This is a genomic window from Undibacterium sp. TC9W (assembly GCF_049339865.1).
GTDB lineage: Bacteria > Pseudomonadota > Gammaproteobacteria > Burkholderiales > Burkholderiaceae_D > Undibacterium.
This window is the reverse complement of record NZ_JBMPPJ010000004.1, coordinates 256831-270594: the sequence shown is the minus strand read 5'-3', so window position 1 is coordinate 270594 and position 13764 is coordinate 256831. Positions and strand designations below refer to the sequence as shown.

General features: G+C 49.7%; 11 protein-coding genes. 7 read left to right on the top strand and 4 right to left on the bottom strand.

Annotation, left to right across the window (positions count from 1 at the left end):
* Positions 1-222 precede the first annotated feature (222 nt).
* From ACO0LN_RS07145 to ACO0LN_RS07125, 5 genes are read left to right on the top strand one after another with little or no spacing between them, the layout of a single operon-like run.
* Positions 223-951, top strand: coding sequence for a response regulator (locus ACO0LN_RS07145; protein ID WP_422972291.1), 729 nt, complete (start codon positions 223-225; stop codon positions 949-951).
* On the top strand, positions 948-2480 hold the full coding sequence (locus ACO0LN_RS07140; protein ID WP_422972289.1) for a sensor histidine kinase N-terminal domain-containing protein: 1533 nt from the start codon (positions 948-950) through the stop codon (positions 2478-2480). The genes ACO0LN_RS07145 and ACO0LN_RS07140 overlap by 4 nt, the downstream gene beginning before the upstream one ends.
* The gene (locus tag ACO0LN_RS07135) at positions 2477-2743 is read left to right on the top strand and encodes a DUF4212 domain-containing protein (RefSeq protein ID WP_422972287.1); all 267 of its coding nucleotides are present in this window, start codon (positions 2477-2479) and stop codon (positions 2741-2743) included. The genes ACO0LN_RS07140 and ACO0LN_RS07135 overlap by 4 nt, the downstream gene beginning before the upstream one ends.
* Before the next feature lie 4 nt (positions 2744-2747).
* Positions 2748-4784, top strand: coding sequence for a sodium:solute symporter family protein (locus ACO0LN_RS07130; RefSeq protein ID WP_422972285.1), 2037 nt, complete (start codon positions 2748-2750; stop codon positions 4782-4784).
* 13 nt (positions 4785-4797) lie between these two features.
* Positions 4798-5142, top strand: coding sequence for a hypothetical protein (locus ACO0LN_RS07125; protein WP_422972283.1), 345 nt, complete (start codon positions 4798-4800; stop codon positions 5140-5142).
* A gap of 147 nt (positions 5143-5289) precedes the next feature.
* Here the strand turns inward: ACO0LN_RS07125 and ACO0LN_RS07120 are convergent, their stop codons facing one another.
* Positions 5290-6312: a GlxA family transcriptional regulator gene (locus ACO0LN_RS07120; protein ID WP_422972281.1), complete on the bottom strand. Its 1023-nt coding sequence runs from the start codon at positions 6310-6312 to the stop codon at positions 5290-5292.
* 95 nt (positions 6313-6407) lie between these two features.
* Here ACO0LN_RS07120 and ACO0LN_RS07115 point away from each other — a divergent pair, with 95 nt between their 5' ends.
* Entirely contained in the window at positions 6408-7019 is a 612-nt protein-coding gene (locus ACO0LN_RS07115; RefSeq protein ID WP_422972279.1) for a LysE family translocator, read from the top strand.
* Positions 7020-7100: 81 nt separating this feature from the next.
* On the opposite strand, the gene ACO0LN_RS07110 is transcribed toward ACO0LN_RS07115, so the two are convergent.
* The gene (locus tag ACO0LN_RS07110) at positions 7101-8198 is read right to left on the bottom strand and encodes an MBL fold metallo-hydrolase (RefSeq protein WP_422972277.1); all 1098 of its coding nucleotides are present in this window, start codon (positions 8196-8198) and stop codon (positions 7101-7103) included.
* 226 nt (positions 8199-8424) lie between these two features.
* Between ACO0LN_RS07110 and ACO0LN_RS07105 the strand changes: the two genes are divergently transcribed.
* Positions 8425-9036, top strand: coding sequence for a TetR/AcrR family transcriptional regulator (locus ACO0LN_RS07105; protein ID WP_422972275.1), 612 nt, complete (start codon positions 8425-8427; stop codon positions 9034-9036).
* Between the two features lie 43 nt (positions 9037-9079).
* Here ACO0LN_RS07105 and ACO0LN_RS07100 read toward each other — a convergent pair whose 3' ends face one another.
* Both ACO0LN_RS07100 and ACO0LN_RS07095 read right to left on the bottom strand, forming a co-directional pair.
* Positions 9080-12973, bottom strand: coding sequence for an NACHT domain-containing protein (locus ACO0LN_RS07100; RefSeq protein WP_422972273.1), 3894 nt, complete (start codon positions 12971-12973; stop codon positions 9080-9082).
* A 149-nt stretch (positions 12974-13122) separates the two neighbouring features.
* Positions 13123-13629 (bottom strand): MarR family winged helix-turn-helix transcriptional regulator, encoded by a 507-nt coding sequence (locus ACO0LN_RS07095; RefSeq protein ID WP_422972271.1) that lies wholly within the window; start codon positions 13627-13629, stop codon positions 13123-13125.
* Positions 13630-13764: the final 135 nt, after the last annotated feature.

Genomic DNA, 13764 nt, shown 5'->3' with positions numbered 1-13764 from the left:
ACAACTGATCCCCTGATGCCGCTCAACGACAAATCCTTGTCATGGCGCAAATATATCCCCACCTGACTCCAGCAAAACCTGATATTGAGGTAAAGTTCATCCTGCACGCAGCGCAAATCTCAACTGCGTGACAAAATAGAAAGAGATGTCGCCGGGCAAAGACCATTGCCACGTATGCTGACATCCGATAACAGAGACAAACCACCGTAAAACGAATTCATCATGCGTATTTTGCTAGCAGAAGACGACAGTGTACTGGCCGACGGTCTGACCCGCTCGCTCAGGCAATCCGGCTATGCCACTGATTGTGTCAATGATGGGGAAGCGGCAGATACTGCGCTGACTACCCAGGACTTTGATTTGCTGATCCTTGATCTGGGCTTGCCCAAATTGAGCGGACCAGAAGTATTGCGCCGCTTGCGGGCGCGTAATTCGCGTTTGCCGGTGCTGATACTGACAGCGGCAGATTCGGTCGAACAAAGGGTCAAGGGACTGGACCTGGGCGCAGATGATTACATGGCCAAGCCCTTTGCCCTGTCTGAACTCGAAGCACGAGTGCGAGCACTGACGCGGCGTGGTGCAGGTGGCGGGCCTACCGTCATCAAGCATGGGCCGCTGACTTATGACCAGGTCGGGCGTATTGCTTATATTCATGAACAGATGCTGGACTTGTCTGCGCGTGAGCTGGGCTTGCTGGAAGTACTGTTGCAGCGTACCGGGCGGCTGGTATCGAAGGAACAGCTGGTCGATCATCTGTGCGAATGGGGTGAAGAAGTCAGCAACAATGCCATCGAAGTCTATGTGCACCGCCTGCGCAAAAAAATAGAGGTAGATGGTGTGCGTATTGCGACAGTGCGCGGTCTCGGTTATTGCCTGGAAAAATTCTTCGTCCCTGCTGCGCCCACAGTCACGGCCACACCTACTGCTACCGCCAGCACTGAACAAAAATGAGTCAACAGCCAGGCAAGGACGACAGCGACGCAGCAGCGCCTGACAGCCTGGCTGGCAAGCAGCCCGAAGAAAAAACGCAACGTTCCCTGTTTGGCGAAATCCTTGACTGGATGCTGGCACCGCTCTTGCTGTTATGGCCGATGAGCATTGCCATCACCTACCTGGTGGCAAAATCCATCGCCAACCAGCCCTTTGACCGCGCGCTCGAAGATAATGTGCTAGTACTGTCACAGCAGGTCAAAGAGATAGACGGCAAGGTCGTGACCCAGCTCAGCAATCCTGCAAGAGATATCTTGCGGGCAGATGATCTCGACAATATCTATTTTCAGATCAAGGTCAGCAAAGACCAGCTCATTGATGGTGACCGTGACCTTCCCGCTCCCATTGAAGAAGACAAACCGACCATAGGTACAGTCCAGTTCAGGAACGCCGTCTTGCGCGGCATAGATATACGCATTGCCTATAGTTATATCGACCTCAACAAGACAGGCAAACCCGGTCCGAATACAGACCCGCATTTAGCCTTGGTACAGGTCGCCGAGACACTGGAAAAACGCGCCCTGCTGGCCAATGAAATCATCAAGGGCGTGATCCTGCCGCAGTTCATCATCTTGCCGATTGCTCTGGCGCTGGTCTGGTTTGCATTGAGCCGCGGCCTGTCACCTCTGGCAGAACTGCAGCAGCGCATACGCGCGCGCAGGCCAGATGACCTCAGCCCCATTGATTCACGCCATGTGCCGGAAGAAATCACACCACTCGTCAAATCACTCAATGAAATGCTGGAAAGGCTGGCACAAACCATCGCCATCCAGAAACGCTTTATCGCTGATGCCGCCCACCAGATGAAGACGCCACTGGCCGGTTTGCGCATGCAGTCAGAGCTGGCCTTGCGCCAGACTGACCAGCAAGAGATACATCAATCATTAACGCAACTGGCCACCAGCTCAGAAGCAGCCACACGCCTGGTCAACCAGTTGCTGACACTGGCACGCGCAGAAAACCTGGCCCCGGCCAATCAGCCACGCGAACAGATAGACTTGAATATTCTGGCCCGCAATGTGGTGCAGGACTGGATACAGGCATCTTTTGCAAAAAAAATAGATCTGGGTTTTGAGCAGGATAAAAATGCGGTACTGATTTTTGGCAGCCCGCTGATGTTGCGTGAAATGCTCAGCAACCTGATCGACAATGCTTTACGTTACACCCCACAAGGCCATAGTGTGACAGTGCGTGTACGCACCGACCATGAACAGGCACTGGCGGTACTGGAGGTCGAAGACAATGGCCGTGGCATACCGATTGAAGAACGCGGGCACGTGTTCGAGCGTTTTTACCGCATCCTCGGCAGCAATGTGCAAGGCAGCGGCCTGGGCCTGGCCATCGTGCGTGAGATCGCCAGCCAGCATGAGGCCAGGATAGAAATACTCGACAATCCGCAACCGCAAGACCCGGCCTACCCCGGTTGCGTATTCCGCATCTCTTTCCAGTTGAACCCTTACGATGAACTTGCCATGGAGGGCTTGTCATGAGCGCAGCACCTGAGCAGGCTGGCAGTGTCAGCAAACAATACTGGCGGCATACCCGGCGACTGACCGTGGCCCTGATGGCTTGCTGGGCTGTGCTGTGCTTTTGTGTACTGTTCTTTGCGCGTGAATTGTCCAGCGTGGTTTTCTTTGGCTGGCCGTTTTCTTTCTACATGGCGGCGCAAGGCCTGACGCTGAGCTTTGTGCTGATACTTGCCATCTATTCACTCAGCATGGGCTGGATAGGCCGCAGGAAGGCAGAAAGCTGATCACATGGGACAAAAAATTTTCACACAAAGGTTGACGGTTTATTACCTGTGGTACACGCTGCTGTTTTTCATCTTCCTGATCAGTCTGGCTATCCTCGAAAAAGAAGGTGTGCCGCGCGCCTGGATAGGCTATCTGTTCATGTTTGCCACCATCGTGCTGTATGCAGGCATAGGCGTGGTCAGCCGTACGGCTGACATCAGCGAGTATTATGTCGCCGGGCGGCGCGTGCCTGCGGTTTTCAATGGCATGGCGACGGCAGCCGACTGGATGTCTGCCGCCAGTTTTTTGAGCCTGGCGGGTGGCCTGTATTTGCAGGGTTTTGATGGCCTTGCCTACATCATAGGCTGGACCGGCGGCTTTTGCCTGGTGGCGATGCTGATTGCACCTTATCTGCGCAAGTTTGGTCAATACACAATTCCTGATTTTCTCGGTGCACGCTTTGCTGGCAACCCGGAAAACAATATGGTCAGGATACTGGCTGTGATTGCCACGGTATTCATTTCCTTCATCTATGTGGTCGCGCAAATCTATGGTGTGGGCCTGATCACCTCGCGCTTTACCGGTGTGGATTTTTCTGTCGGCATCTTCCTCGGCCTGGCCAGCATACTGGTGTGTTCTTTCCTGGGTGGCATGCGTGCCGTAACCTGGACCCAGGTCGCGCAATACATCATCATCATTGTCGCCTTCCTGATCCCGGTTGCCTGGCTGTCAGTCAAACACACCAATAACCCGGTCGCGCCGCTCTCTTACGGGGCGGTGCTGCCAGAGCTGAGAAACAAGGAAAAGATTTTTGAGTCAGATCCAAGGGAAAAAGAAGTCAGGGCCATCTACCGCCAGCGTGCCGACGAGCTGCAAAAGAAAATTCAACAATTGCCGCAATCATGGGAAGACGGCCGTTTTGAATTGCAGCACAAACTTGAAGAATTAAAATCAGGCAATGCCTCGCTGCTGGAGATCAAGGCTGCAGGGCGGGTGCTGGCGAATTACCCCAAGTCACCACAAGAAGCACAAAACCGCTGGAACGAGGTACGCAATAATTATCTCGCCAAGGCGCAACCCGGCTTTTCCAAATACACGCCGTATGCGGCAAAGGACAAGAAAGAGTCTGACAGCAAGCGCAATAATTTCATGGCACTGGTGCTATGCCTGATGATGGGTACTGCCGCCCTGCCGCATGTGCTGGTGCGCTACTACACCACGCCCACGGTCAAGGAGAGCCGCGACTCGGTGTTCTGGTCACTGTTCTTTATCATGCTGCTGTACATCACGATACCGGCACTGGCGATACTGGTCAAATACGATATCTATAATTCCCTGGTCGGTACAGAATTTTCCAAACTGCCCGCCTGGGTCACTTACTGGGCCAATATAGACCGCAACAACCCACTCGTGAATATCACCGACATCAACCATGACGGCATAGTCCAGCTCGCCGAGATTGTGCTCGATGGTGACATCGTCGTGCTGGCCACACCCGAGATTGCTGGCCTGCCGTATGTGGTATCTGCGCTGGTGGCTGCGGGCGGCCTGGCGGCTGCGCTTTCTACCGCAGATGGCTTGCTGTTGACGATATCGAATTCCCTGTCGCACGATATCTACTACAAGATCATAGACCCGCAAGCCTCAACACAAAAGCGGGTGACGATATCCAAGCTGCTGCTACTGGTGGTGGCGCTGGTGGCGGCCTATGTGGCTTCACTCAAGCCTGCCGATATTTTGTCACTGGTCGGCGCGGCATTTTCAGTGGCTGCTTCAGCGCTGTTCCCCTGCCTGGTACTGGGCATATTCTGGAAGCGTGCGAATCGCCAGGGTGCCATCTGCGGCATGATTGCTGGCTTTGTCGTCTGCGTGTTTTATATGCTGTATACCCACCCTATATTTGGTGGCAGCCCGGCGAATCAGTGGTTCAGCATCGCACCTATATCTGCTGGTGTATTCGGCGTCCCGGCTGGGTTCATCACCATGATGGTGGTGAGTTTTTTCACGCCCAGGCCGGATCAAAAGACCTTGGATCTCGTCGATTTTATACGGCAGCCTTGAGAATATTAGTAATATGAAGAACTCATTCACGCAGAATTTGAACGAATTCGAGACACATAATCCTGAAACACGTTTCCCTGAGGCGCGTAAATTAATTAAACTGGCGAGATCATATACTGCTGGTGAAATACACTTTTCTTTTGTATGTTCCGCGGCAGGTGAATTTCGCGATGCGGCGAAACTATATTCCGCACCTCCGGCAATTAAAAAAATGGCAGATGAGTGGGCAATGATGGCTGTACGCCTTTGGCCAGGAATGCTGCCAATTGATAATCCGATTTCTGAAGATGAATTCAAACGATGGGTAATCCTGCAACTTCAAGTATTTGAGAAATCAGATTTCCCCTACATATCGTAAGTTGCGTTGTAACGCGCCGCATACAAGCAACGCATGCCGTACTGGCGTTTTCCCAAATATGCAACGATCTCATGCGGCGCATTGCAATGCGCCCTAGGTCACGGTATTTCTGCACTCATATTTGTTGATCATGGTCCGGATACGTGGCTAGAGGACTGGCGGCACACCCGGTGATGTCTTTCGAAATAGCGCAGGCGACATACCAAAACGCTTGCGGAATATTTTCCCCAGATAACTGACTTCGGCTATGCCTGCTTCATCTGCGATGACAGCAAGGCTATGCCCAGAATTCAGCAAGCGCCATTGCACATGCTGCAGTCGCAACTCATTCCAATAGTTCTTTGCCGTCATGCCATGCTCAGACAGAAACTGGCGGTCTATTTGCCGCCTGCTGATACCGACCATGCCCGCAAGTTCATCGATGGTCTTGCTGGCGCTGAGCAGGCTGCGCATCAGGGCAATGGCACGGCCTGTGTGGCGGCTCGTTGCAGCTTCTATATCAAGTGAGCGCAACTCATGACCGCTGCTGCGTGCCTCATCGACCAGCATGTCGGCCAGGCCCTTCAGCGCACGGCTGCGGCCACAGGCACGCGCAAGCATTTCTATCGCCAGGTCTATCGCTGCCATGCCACCGGCGCATGAAATTCGTTCACCGCGCTCACCATCAAAACAATACATCTGCCCGCTGACGACTTCTATACGTGGGAATGAGGCACGGAATTCAGCTTCATGCCGCCAGTGCAAGGCAACTTTATGCCCAGTCAATAAACCACAGGCAGCCAGCAGGAAGCAGGCATTATCAATACAGACCAGCTTCACGCCATGCCCTGCCGCTTTACGCAGAAAGTTTTTGTAGCGCGGTGCCAGCGCCTGCGTTGCCTGCGCGCTCCTGCCACCAAAAACCACCAGGTAATCAAAGTCTGCATAATTAATTTCTGCCGGGGTAGTCTGAACTTGAATATCGATGCCACTGCTGGATTTGATACTGCCCGCTTCCAGTCCCAGGATTTGCCAGGTGCAATACCGCTGGCGACTGTAGTCTGCCTCATCTGCGGTAAAGCGCAGCTTGTCGAGAAATCCCCCAAACGGCAGCATCGCAAATTCAGGCAAAGGCATGATCAGCAGGCGTATGTCTGCCACAGTCGTTTCAGTATGCACATAGCTTGGCATAATCGATGTCCATAAATTACCTAAATAAGTCCAGATCATACCATTTATAAAACATGATCCTGTTTACACTGACTTCATGGAAAACAGGAGAAAACATGGCTTTAAACATCTGGATTATTTACGCAATCACAGTATTGGGACTGTCGCTGACACCGGGGCCAAATGGCTTGCTTGCGATGACCCATGGTGCAATGTATGGCGCACGAAAAGCCTTGTGGACCATCACGGGCGGCGTGGTGGGTTTTACTGCCCTGATTGCCTTGTCCATGTTTGGCCTCGGCGCCTTGCTGCAGGCAGCTTCACATGCCCTGCTGGTGCTCAAGATAGGCGGCGGGCTTTACCTGGTCTGGCTGGGTATACAGTTATGGCGCGCACCTGCGCTGCATCTCTCGCTGAAAGACAACAAGGGCATTGCGCACGGAGACATCCTGTTCCGCACTGGCTTGCTGACCGCTATTGCCAACCCAAAAGTGATCTTGTTCTATGGCGCTTTCCTGCCGCAGTTTATTGATCTGCAGCGCTCTTTGCTGACACAATTCCTGATCATGACGGCGACATTTGCGGGTATGGAATTTGTGGTCGAATGCCTGCTGGCCAGATTGGCCCACCAGATACGCCCCTGGCTGGAGCGCGGCGAGAAACTTTTTAACCGATCCTGTGGAACTTTGTTTGTACTGGCTGGCGCGGCCTTGCCAATCATCAAGTAAGGCCAGATTTTTGAATAAAACCTGGCCCTGCCTTTGTAATCGTTTTGTGTGTGATAGTCTCTGCGCGCTTGCTGTGTAATATCACTCGGCAAGTGCAGACTGCAAAGACACAGGCTTGCTGGCCTGCGCCATGGGGAACAACCACCAGCGTTTGCCCGTTTGCGGCTCAGCGATATCGACTTCTTCACCCATCTGTGGCGTGCTGATGCGCACATCATGCTGCTTGGCCAGCGCGACGATGCGCTCAAACGGCTCGAACCAGCTATGCAGTGATAAATCAAAGGTACCATTGTGGATAGGCAGCATGGTCTTGCCACGCAAATCGATATGCGCCTGCAGCGATTGCTCTGGCTGCATGTGCACATCAGGCCACATCTTGTTATAGGCACCGGTTTCTATCATGGTCAGGTCAAAGGGGCCGTATTTGTCGCCTATCTCTTTGAAGCCCTTGAAGTAGCCAGTGTCGCCACTGAAAAATATTTTCAGTTCAGGCGTCAGTATGCTCCACGATGCCCACAGGGTCTGGTCACGGTCATGCAGGCCACGGCCAGAAAAATGCTGGGCAGGCGTCGCTACAAACTGTATGCCATTGACCCAGGTGCTTTGCCACCAGCCCAGTTGCTGGATTTTGTCTGCAGCTATACCCCATTTGATGAGGCGATCACCCACGCCTGTCGGTGTCAGGATATGCTCAGTCTTTTTCGCCAGTTGCAAAATAGCAGCGTAATCAAGGTGATCATAATGATCATGCGACAGGATGATGCCCTTGATGGGCGGCAGGTCAGCAATGCTGATCGGCGGCTGGTGAAAACGCTTGGGGCCCATCCACTGGAAGGGCGAAGCACGTTCAGAAAACACCGGGTCAGTCAGCCAGAATTCACCCTGCAATTTCATCAGCATGGTTGAATGGCCAAGGCGGTAGAGACTATTGTCCGGTGCAGCCAGCAACTGCTCTTGAGTCAGATCAAACACGGGTATGCTGCCGCCCGGTACAGTATCTTTGGGCTTATCAAAGAAAAACTTCCACATGATTTTGAGGCTGCCCCGCAAGCCTGGTTCGCGCATCTCTTTGTCATTGACAAAACCGCCTGTAGTAGCGGGAGCTGGTGTTGCTGGCGCAATTGCAGAAGCAACGACGGGTAAATTCTGGGCATTGCTGGGGTAAGAAACATAAGCCATGATGATCAACACTCCTGTCATGAAGAGACTGAATACAAACCGCGAAATTCGGGGCATAAATGATTGCGCCTGATGACTGCACAAAACTACACAAGAAAAATACTGCATCGAATATTTACACTACACAGTGTAGTTTCTAAATCTAAAAAAGTAAACTACTTAGTGTAAAATTCTTTTATCGCAGCCAGACAGGCTCAACCAGCACATCAGATAATAAAATTACAAAATGTCAGAACCCGTACGCCAGACCGACCGCAAGCGCGAAGCCATATTGCAGGCAGCCATCCATGAATTTCGCCTCAATGGTTTCGATGCAACCAGCATGGACAAGATCGCCGCCACGGCAATCGTCTCCAAACGCACGGTGTACAACCACTTCCCTAGTAAAGACGATTTGTTCGCCGCAATATTGTTAAAATTGTGGCAAAGCGCTGTTTCTCAGGATGATTTTCGCTATCAGGCCGATAAAAACCTGCGCGAACAACTGGAAACTTTCCTTGGCAACAAGATGCGCCTGATGAGCGACACCAATTTCATCGACCTCGTACGCGTCGCCGTGGCTGCCACCATCCACACCCCGGACCGCGCCCGCGACATGGTAGAACGCATGAGCAAACGCGAAGAAGGCATCGTCGCCTGGATCAGGGCGGCACAGGCAGATGGCAAACTCAAAGCTGGCGACCCCTATTTCATGGGCGACATGCTGCAAGGCCAACTGAAGTCCCTGGCCTTCTGGCCGCAAGTCGCGATGGGGCAGCCCATGCTGGAAGAGCCGCAGCAAAAGGTGTTGATAGAACTGACGGCAGGGATGTTTTTGGGGTATTACGGGGTGGCTTAAATAAATTCTGCTCAAGGTATTCATTAAGTTCACAAAGATAATTTTAGAGTTCGTCAATGACACGGTAAGCACGTTCTCTAATTTCATTTTCAGAATCTTGGATCATCATTTGCGCATAAGATCTTATTTGCATCGTGTTCAAATAAGTATCACGAAAAACCGACATCGCATTTAGTCGTATTTTAGCGTTTTTACTTGCCAGCAATTCGACAACAGAATTAATCTCTACCGCGTTCAAAGATACTTCAGCTCGCAATACCTTTCCCAATAAGTTCACAGGTAACACTTGATTGGAGATATCGCTTAGAAATTCCAGAATCGAAACATCGCCTTCTCGAAGAGAATCAATAAGTAATTCTTCCGCAGTATCTCTAACGTCTGGTCTAGAATCATTAACAAAAATCTTTAACTTCTGGAAGCTGAGTGGGCGAATTTTTTTAAGTACCTTAATAAGAGTAGCTCGGGGACTATTTGGAATGGGGCCGCTTGACTTTGGATATGGGACCTCATTTACGATCCAATAGCTCAAAGCGTCTTCAATAAGAGATAACTGATCTGGATGATCACTTATAACGAATTTATCAATAAGCGTGACAGTCTCAATGGCAATATCAACATCTCCATTTAGCCCAATCCTTGATATTTTGGATAATGAATCGTCCCATACAAGATTGAAGTTTTTTAAGTGACTTATCAAATGTTCACAACCATGGACATGAGGCTCAGACAGTCGCTCAAGCAAGAGAGCAATGGAGCGATCCGCTTCAAGACATGAGGTTAGCGCGGCTGCCGCCCACAATGCGTGTCCCTCTCCAGTTTTCATAAGTCGGCACAAAACGGAATTCATTTCTGATGCGGTTAGCATATTTGCCAGAAGATTGGCACCTAGCCAAACAATCCATCGGGAGGGATGGTAAAGGGAGCTTTCAATTTTTGCATTATCTAAGCCTAACGTCTTAGCAGCAGACCAATCCACTTCCGCTGGATCAACCTTAGTGATCAATCGGAAAAGTGACCTATCTTCTAAGTCCGTTGACACGGCCAAGTAATCACGTGCGACTTGCATTTCAAGACGAAGTAATTCGGGATTAATTTTACATATCCCGACAAAACCTTTCAGTGTTTCACGAGTAACCAATTTATCGTAAAGCTTCGTCCATGCCCATGTATCCGACATTTCGATATTATTAAAATTACTTGCTTCAAGAAAAGCGCTGAAATGTAGTAAGGTGCTAGGTATTTCCTTTCTCTCCAGACTTGCCAGCGGTAGATCGAAAGCATCAAAAATAGCATTAAAGGCAAGCAATTCTGCTTCAACATATTCCGGCCCCGGATGCATTGAGTGCCGATTGAAATTGTGTAATTCTTTAAGTTCAAGAGATCGCCCATTAGACTCAAGTACCCTCCTTGCATTCAATTGAAAGCTCACTTCACGCAAAAGAGGATGATCCAATATCTCTTTGAAAAATTGATCAGAGACCTGGCTAGAACTATGCGTTAGAAGTTCTGATATTGCATCCAGCGCAAATGTTTTAATTAAGTCATAGTCGCCATCTCCCCCCAAGCTAATACCTCCAGCCAGAGACGGTTTAAAACCTGATCCAAGTTTACTTATGAAAAATAGAGTAACTTCAATGAGCTGCTCCTGACGATAATGTGGTGCTCCCGCTGCTACTGAACTAGACCATGCAACAAGTCGTGTCCAGTATTGTTCATGATCAAGTAGAGAATTAGAGGCAGGTCCAACCTCCTCAGGGAAACGGCGAGCTGCTGCCACAAGTAATTCCCCAACTTCGAAGACTAGCGAACGCCGATTTGAAGATACAACCGAAAATGTCGCATCAACGATTCGTTTTCGCAGTGCACGGGCAGGTGCTGGATTTGCTTCTACCAACAGTTCAACGAGTTGAAGAATTTTCTTGGAGTCGAAGGAAGAATTTTCTAACTTCGAAAGCAACGCATTACTTACCACATCTGCGAGCCCCAAAAGGCCAGAGAATTGAAGAACTTCAAACCAATCTGAATTATCTATAATGTTGGCAATTGTAGATTGCTGTTCATCAACTGCCATTGAACAAAGATATCGCGCTGCAGAAAATTCACCGAAACTTTTATGTATAAAAGTCAATGCGTCTTTGTGCCCATGTCCTATGCGCTCAATTATTCCAACATCTTGCCAATATTGTAGATATTCATTAGATTTTTCTTGTGCTTGAAACTCTGTATAGCCAAAATCGTTTGCAACGATTTCAGAAGCTTTCTTAAGTATATTTGCGACAGAATCTAGGGGGTATTTTGTTATTTGCCACCCAAGGATATTAAGATAGCGCTGTAAAATTGCTGGAGAACCGGGCACTTCCGGTATTCGACCATTTGGCACACTATCAATTAGTTTGAATATTTGTTCATACAACTGTGCTTTGGTTGTGCCTAAACTCTCCCCCAGAGCTACTATAGATGCTGCGAGCACCAAAAGTAACGGGCTTCGTGAAACAACTTTGCGTACTGAACTTTCATCAATTGCCGCCTTGCATATTGAATATGCATTTTGTTTTTGTGGAGTTTCTTCATTTGCGATCTCTTCAACTAAATTGGCAAGATGAAATACTGTACGGGAGTCTTCAAGTGGTGCTAAATGGTAATGACGCCATTCGCTAAAATGTGCGACGGCATATCCCACCGGCCTCGTAGTCACTAATATTGTGCATCCAGGATGTCCTGCAGAAAAGCGAGCTGCTCCCTCCGCTACGTTCTCTTGTTGTCGACCACATTCATCAAGTCCATCGCATAATAGTAACCAATTTGAAAATGAAACTTTTTTAATTTCCGTAATGGAAATACCACTACTATCGAATCCATGCTCGAAGATGGCATTTTCAAAACTGCTTCCATTTTTCATGCTTGCTGCCACAGCAGATAGACGCACACGCATGACAGGTATTTTATCTTCACTGTAACGACGTGCAATCCGCTTCAAAAGCGTGGTTTTTCCCATGCCAGGCCCGCCAATGATTACTGCACGGGTAATGAATCGCCCCAACGTTTCCGGATCAATGATCTCCGCATCACGAGGTATGTTTCGATCCTCCCAAGCTTGATAGCTCTTTATTGCATCTGCTAGATCTTCGTTCACGACATCTAAACTCTCTCGCACTATCGCTCTTAAGGGAATCCATGCCTCGTCAATTTGCAACTTTTTTTCAACACCAAAGATTGAAAAATTAGCGCTAGTCTCTATCGTCCATTTCACTAATTTTTCGAGCAACAACATGGGTGCAGTTGATTTTTTCTCTACCAGGTTAATACCACTAGCACAAAGCAGGGCAAGTACTGATGACACATCTCGCCGACCACGATGCTCAATTAAGGCTGAAGAATCTTTATATAAAATATCCCATGTTGATCGCAATTGATCATGATCCGCACAAATATGACCTAACTCGGCACGCGCTGCTTGTATAGAGGCTTGATCCCATTCAAGCGCAGAGATTGTTTGAATGCGGATACGCTTGCAACTTTCTTCGATGCCTAACCCCAGCGCGGTTAGCCTTGACACGAATGTTTTGGATATTTCAGAAAGATTGTCTGAACGCCCTTGCCCTAGACGTATGACATCATTTGCAAGATGCGTTTTAATCGTATTGCTACTCGAAGGTGAAACAACTAAAACCCCATAGACATTAATATTTGAATGACAAATCTTCGCGAGTGCGGTTAACGAACTCCACAGGTCCTCCCCAGATTGCAGTCCTCTCTTAACCTGAATTTCTACTACCTGATCCAGCCTGAGCGAAAGTCGCAAATCATCGCCAGCGCCACCAGTTTCAGCCTCTACTGCAATCGGCGTATCGTCCACCAAACCATCAAGCCAAGAGAGGCGCTGCCCCCTAGCCATGTAGACATATGCAATTGCAGATACAGCTGCTTGAAAATTCATTCCGCCACCAGTTGCAGCACCTCCCGCATTTCGTCGCATCATCTTTTTGGGCGTCGTTAGTAATCTCACTTGTATTCCAATACTATGATTTTATTAGTGTATCAAAATGAGAGTTAGTTGTAAGAAATCTCATGAGGAGCTTAAGCTGGTTACTCAAAACTCTCCAACACCGCCAACATCGCCCTCAACCCTTCATTCAAACGCTGCATATCCGCAGCACTCAAACCAGCCATGATGCGTCTCTCGTTCTCTACATGAGCAACCAGCGCTCGGTCTACCAGGTCTTCACCTGTATCCGTCAATTGCACCAGCATACTGCGGGCGTCGTCGGGGTTTTGCAGGCGTAGTATCCAGCCGCTGGCTTCGAGTTTTTGCAGTCTGTGTGTCATGGTGCCTGAGGTGACCATGAGTTTGGAGAACAGGTCAGTCGGGCTCATGCAGAAAGTGGCGCTGGAGCGGCGCAGCGTGGCCAGCATGTCGAATTCCCAGGCGCTCATGCCGAAGGTATTGAAGGTGCCCTCAAGCGCGCGGCTCAGCAGGTCACTGCAACGGCGCAGGCGGCCTATGTTTTCCATGGGGCTGCAATCGAGGTCTGGTCTGGCATTGCTCCATTGTTCCAGAATCTTATCGACTGCATCCATCTTCTTTTCCGCCATCTTGCTCCCCTGATTATTCATTCGCGCATCAATTATTCGTTTGCGCATAGCTCGCCATTATATGGGCAGCCCTCTGGCGATTCATGTATTTACGCTCTTTCAACTCTTACTGCGAACTTAAAGACCACACAAGGC

Coding starts and splice junctions, on each gene's coding strand:
- ACO0LN_RS07145 (WP_422972291.1), top strand. CDS start 223: ATGCGTATTTTGCTAGCAGAAGACGACAGTGTACTGGCCGACGGTCTG.
- ACO0LN_RS07140 (WP_422972289.1), top strand. CDS start 948: ATGAGTCAACAGCCAGGCAAGGACGACAGCGACGCAGCAGCGCCTGAC.
- ACO0LN_RS07135 (WP_422972287.1), top strand. CDS start 2,477: ATGAGCGCAGCACCTGAGCAGGCTGGCAGTGTCAGCAAACAATACTGG.
- ACO0LN_RS07130 (WP_422972285.1), top strand. CDS start 2,748: ATGGGACAAAAAATTTTCACACAAAGGTTGACGGTTTATTACCTGTGG.
- ACO0LN_RS07125 (WP_422972283.1), top strand. CDS start 4,798: ATGAAGAACTCATTCACGCAGAATTTGAACGAATTCGAGACACATAAT.
- ACO0LN_RS07120 (WP_422972281.1), bottom strand. CDS start 6,312: ATGCCAAGCTATGTGCATACTGAAACGACTGTGGCAGACATACGCCTG.
- ACO0LN_RS07115 (WP_422972279.1), top strand. CDS start 6,408: ATGGCTTTAAACATCTGGATTATTTACGCAATCACAGTATTGGGACTG.
- ACO0LN_RS07110 (WP_422972277.1), bottom strand. CDS start 8,198: ATGGCTTATGTTTCTTACCCCAGCAATGCCCAGAATTTACCCGTCGTT.
- ACO0LN_RS07105 (WP_422972275.1), top strand. CDS start 8,425: ATGTCAGAACCCGTACGCCAGACCGACCGCAAGCGCGAAGCCATATTG.
- ACO0LN_RS07100 (WP_422972273.1), bottom strand. CDS start 12,973: ATGAATTTTCAAGCAGCTGTATCTGCAATTGCATATGTCTACATGGCT.
- ACO0LN_RS07095 (WP_422972271.1), bottom strand. CDS start 13,629: ATGGCGGAAAAGAAGATGGATGCAGTCGATAAGATTCTGGAACAATGG.